Annotated in this window: 4 protein-coding genes; all 4 read right to left on the minus strand. The window is 61.7% G+C overall.

The genetic code is table 11. The features are described from left to right. Positions 1 to 277: 277 nt before the first annotated feature. On the minus strand, positions 278 to 940 hold the full coding sequence (locus AB4Y84_RS18480; protein ID WP_428701564.1) for an imm11 family protein: 663 nt from the start codon (positions 938 to 940) through the stop codon (positions 278 to 280). Then, on the minus strand, positions 940 to 1,479 hold the full coding sequence (locus tag AB4Y84_RS18485; RefSeq protein ID WP_312786173.1) for a cold-shock protein: 540 nt from the start codon (positions 1,477 to 1,479) through the stop codon (positions 940 to 942). The genes AB4Y84_RS18480 and AB4Y84_RS18485 overlap by 1 nt, the downstream gene beginning before the upstream one ends. Before the next feature lie 46 nt (positions 1,480 to 1,525). Continuing rightward, on the minus strand, positions 1,526 to 1,882 hold the full coding sequence (locus tag AB4Y84_RS18490; RefSeq protein ID WP_049465266.1) for a hypothetical protein: 357 nt from the start codon (positions 1,880 to 1,882) through the stop codon (positions 1,526 to 1,528). A 658-nt stretch (positions 1,883 to 2,540) separates the two neighbouring features. Beyond that, on the minus strand, positions 2,541 to 2,708 hold the full coding sequence (locus AB4Y84_RS18495) for a hypothetical protein (protein ID WP_312786174.1): 168 nt from the start codon (positions 2,706 to 2,708) through the stop codon (positions 2,541 to 2,543). Between the last annotated feature and the right edge of the window lie 86 nt (positions 2,709 to 2,794).

Below are 2,794 nucleotides of genomic sequence, written 5' to 3' on the forward strand. Positions count from 1 at the left end.
GCCTGGGACAACAGTGGTGGGCTGGGATGCAGCGCCGGAACTGGAGACGAGGCATTGCTGGTGTATGACTTGGCGAAACAAAGCGGTAGCACCGTGGCGCTCTAAGCAATGAGCATCGCGGGAGAGCGGGCCAACGCCTGGGAGACTTGACTGGCAAGTGACTTCAGTAGCTGGCTTTGCTCGAACGGAATCTGTTCGATCAGATGGTGTCCCTGAAAAACCGGTGTGTCGGCCATGCGCACAACCTCATTCAAGAATCCGTTTGAAAGAGCGCTTGCTAGATATCGGCCACATCGCGCAGCCGTACGCCGGAGAAGTTGGCCGCACTCAATGCATCAAACATCGCGCGGTCGCAGATGGGAGGTGCTCCCATGCGATCCTGGCGGAAGATATGGGCATCTCCCACAAAATCCTGTTTGAACACCAGGCTCGCTCCGCCGACGAGGCTATAAAGCTTCTCGTCCTCGCCGGTCTGATAATTGTGGTCGAGCTTGATCCTCACGCGGGAAGCGGCTTCATCCAGGGAATCGAGCCTGCGCAGCACATTGCCCAGGTAGTACCGAGGGCCGGGGTTGCCGTCAGCAAGGCTGAAGTCGCAGGCCACAAATGCAAACGCCTCGGCGTCCAACTGCTCAAACAGCTGCTTCAACGGCTCCGACACAATCCATATGCCAGCGAGCTCTTCCAGATCGCGTGGCATTCTGCCCTTCTCTGGTACATGAACCAGGTGGGGACGCTCGGGATACTGGCCTGGCGTTCCATCAGGACGTGGGACGACATTCATCGCCGGGTCAATCAGCTTCTCTTCGTTGGCGATTTCTATACCGGGAACCCTGCCGTTTCCCGGGAAGCTGGCGTCGATCAGGAAAAATTCGCCCTCATGAGATGCGGCTTCGGCTGAAACTTCACTGGGGGTCGATTCGGTCACGGGGGTTTCCATCATGGATTCAGTAGTCCGAGGAATGGACGAAGAGACCAGAGGGAATTCTGCCACCCGCGGCCCGGGCCCTCAAACAGACACCGCTGCTGATCAGGCACCGCCCCGCCGAAGCGCCCAAACCGCGCCTCAAGCCACGATGGCGTTGCACTCTCCACCAGCAACCGGCCTTGGCTCTGGTGGAGATCCAACCAGCGCTCGAAACTGATGCGAAGGCGCTCGATATCCGGCGCCCGCCACCGGGCATCGGCAGGCATCCGGATCAGCACGCGTGAGGGGGCGTTCTCCACGTCCATCACCAGAACGCCCTTGCACCGGATCTCGAAGGACGTCACCCCGGCATAGCGCGTGTGCAGTTCAAAGCCTTCATCCGCTTTGGCGGTTACGAAGCCGAGTGCATCACTGTGCAGCAGCCGGTAGTCGGCTGGCTGCAGCTTCTGGTACGCCCACACCTGATCGCCCGCTGGCTCGGGCCATCCCGGCCATACCGCGCCGATCACCACGATGCACACCGCCGCAGCGGCAAGGCCGTGTTTCTTCATTCATCACCCCGCACTCAAACAGAACGTCACGCCCACACGCGCGCCCTCAGTCCTGTGGCCGTACCCGTTCGTGGATGAAGGCTGTAAGTGCGATATCGGCCATCACCAGCCCTTCCATCACCCGGTCGCCCACGTACTGGTCGGGCTCGCCGTTCTGGCGCGTGCGCTCGGCCGCCAGCAGGATCTCCTGCACGATGCGCTGGCCCGTCAGCGCGCAGTCGGCGTCGGACAACTGCATCTGCCGGCTGCGCAGGTGATGGCGCTCGGGCCACGGCTGACCATCGGCTGCAGCACCAGCGCCGATGCTGTGCAGGATGGCGATGAGGCTGTTGGGGTCCAGGGCAGGGGCGGGCGAGGGCGCTTCCTGGATGGGGCGCGGGGGAGGGGAGTGCGGCGTGGTCATGGCAGGCTCCGTGCAAGCAGGCAGAAGCCGCCACCGATAAGGGTGGCGGACGATGCGTGGCTCGAAAACCGGCGTGTGATGATCCCCGGCGGGCGCAAGGCCCCCACGCACCGACCGCCATAGCCGGCAGACGGATTGCCAGCCGGCACCACGCAGAGCGGTGCCGGCTGGCAAGCGTAAACATCATCACAACAGCGGGTTTTCGAGGCCCGGCCACCGATGCACGGTGGCGCAGTAACGATTACCTGCTGTTGTGCGGAATGCCAAGGGGTAGGGGGCAATGCCGCCAAAACCCCAGACGTTTTTGGCATTTTCGCATATGGGGCGGGGCTGCGAGAGTCCTTGGGGGACAAAGCCTTTGGTAGCTATGGGGTTTCGTCGCCCAGTTCTTCCGATGGTGGATTCGGAACATGGCAAGTGCGACATCGTTCGTCTAGCGATATTGCCGGGACGCCCATGGGCTGGAACCGGAAAGTGCCGCCTACCTACTTGCAAATACCAGGTGGGGGCCGGTGCGATGTCCGCTTCTGGCCGTAAGCCGACATCGGGCGGATTAGGAGATTGGGCCTCGTTATCAAGGGTCTGGCCCAGTAGCGTGGGAAGCGGTGGGCGCACGTTAATCTGGTTAAGATGGAGCCACGCCTCAACTAAAGATGAGTCATAAGGCCAGGTCGCACGCGCCATTCAGCATCACTTGGCTGACCAAGCTGGTAAAGCCCGCCTGCGGCCGAAGGCGCATTCTACATTTCACAAGCGGCAGCAGCTCGGCACCCAACACTTCGGCGATGAAGTCCGCACACTCGACGAAATACTGGACATCTGCCATTTCGTCAGAACGGTTGGGGCGGCATCGGCCCCGCCGGGCGTGTCGCCAAAATCGACCACTAGGCTACTGAGCAGACGCGCTGGCTC

The sequence above is a fragment of the Stenotrophomonas sp. 2YAF22 genome, assembly GCF_052114665.1.
Classification (GTDB): Bacteria; Pseudomonadota; Gammaproteobacteria; order Xanthomonadales; family Xanthomonadaceae; genus Stenotrophomonas; species Stenotrophomonas indicatrix.

What these genes read in the sequence shown, in the direction of transcription:
- AB4Y84_RS18485 (WP_312786173.1), bottom strand. Translation starts at nt 1,479, where the DNA reads ATGAAGAAACACGGCCTTGCCGCTGCGGCGGTGTGCATCGTGGTGATC.
- AB4Y84_RS18495 (WP_312786174.1), bottom strand. Translation starts at nt 2,708, where the DNA reads ATGGCAGATGTCCAGTATTTCGTCGAGTGTGCGGACTTCATCGCCGAA.
- AB4Y84_RS18490 (WP_049465266.1), bottom strand. Translation starts at nt 1,882, where the DNA reads ATGACCACGCCGCACTCCCCTCCCCCGCGCCCCATCCAGGAAGCGCCC.
- AB4Y84_RS18480 (WP_428701564.1), bottom strand. Translation starts at nt 940, where the DNA reads ATGGAAACCCCCGTGACCGAATCGACCCCCAGTGAAGTTTCAGCCGAA.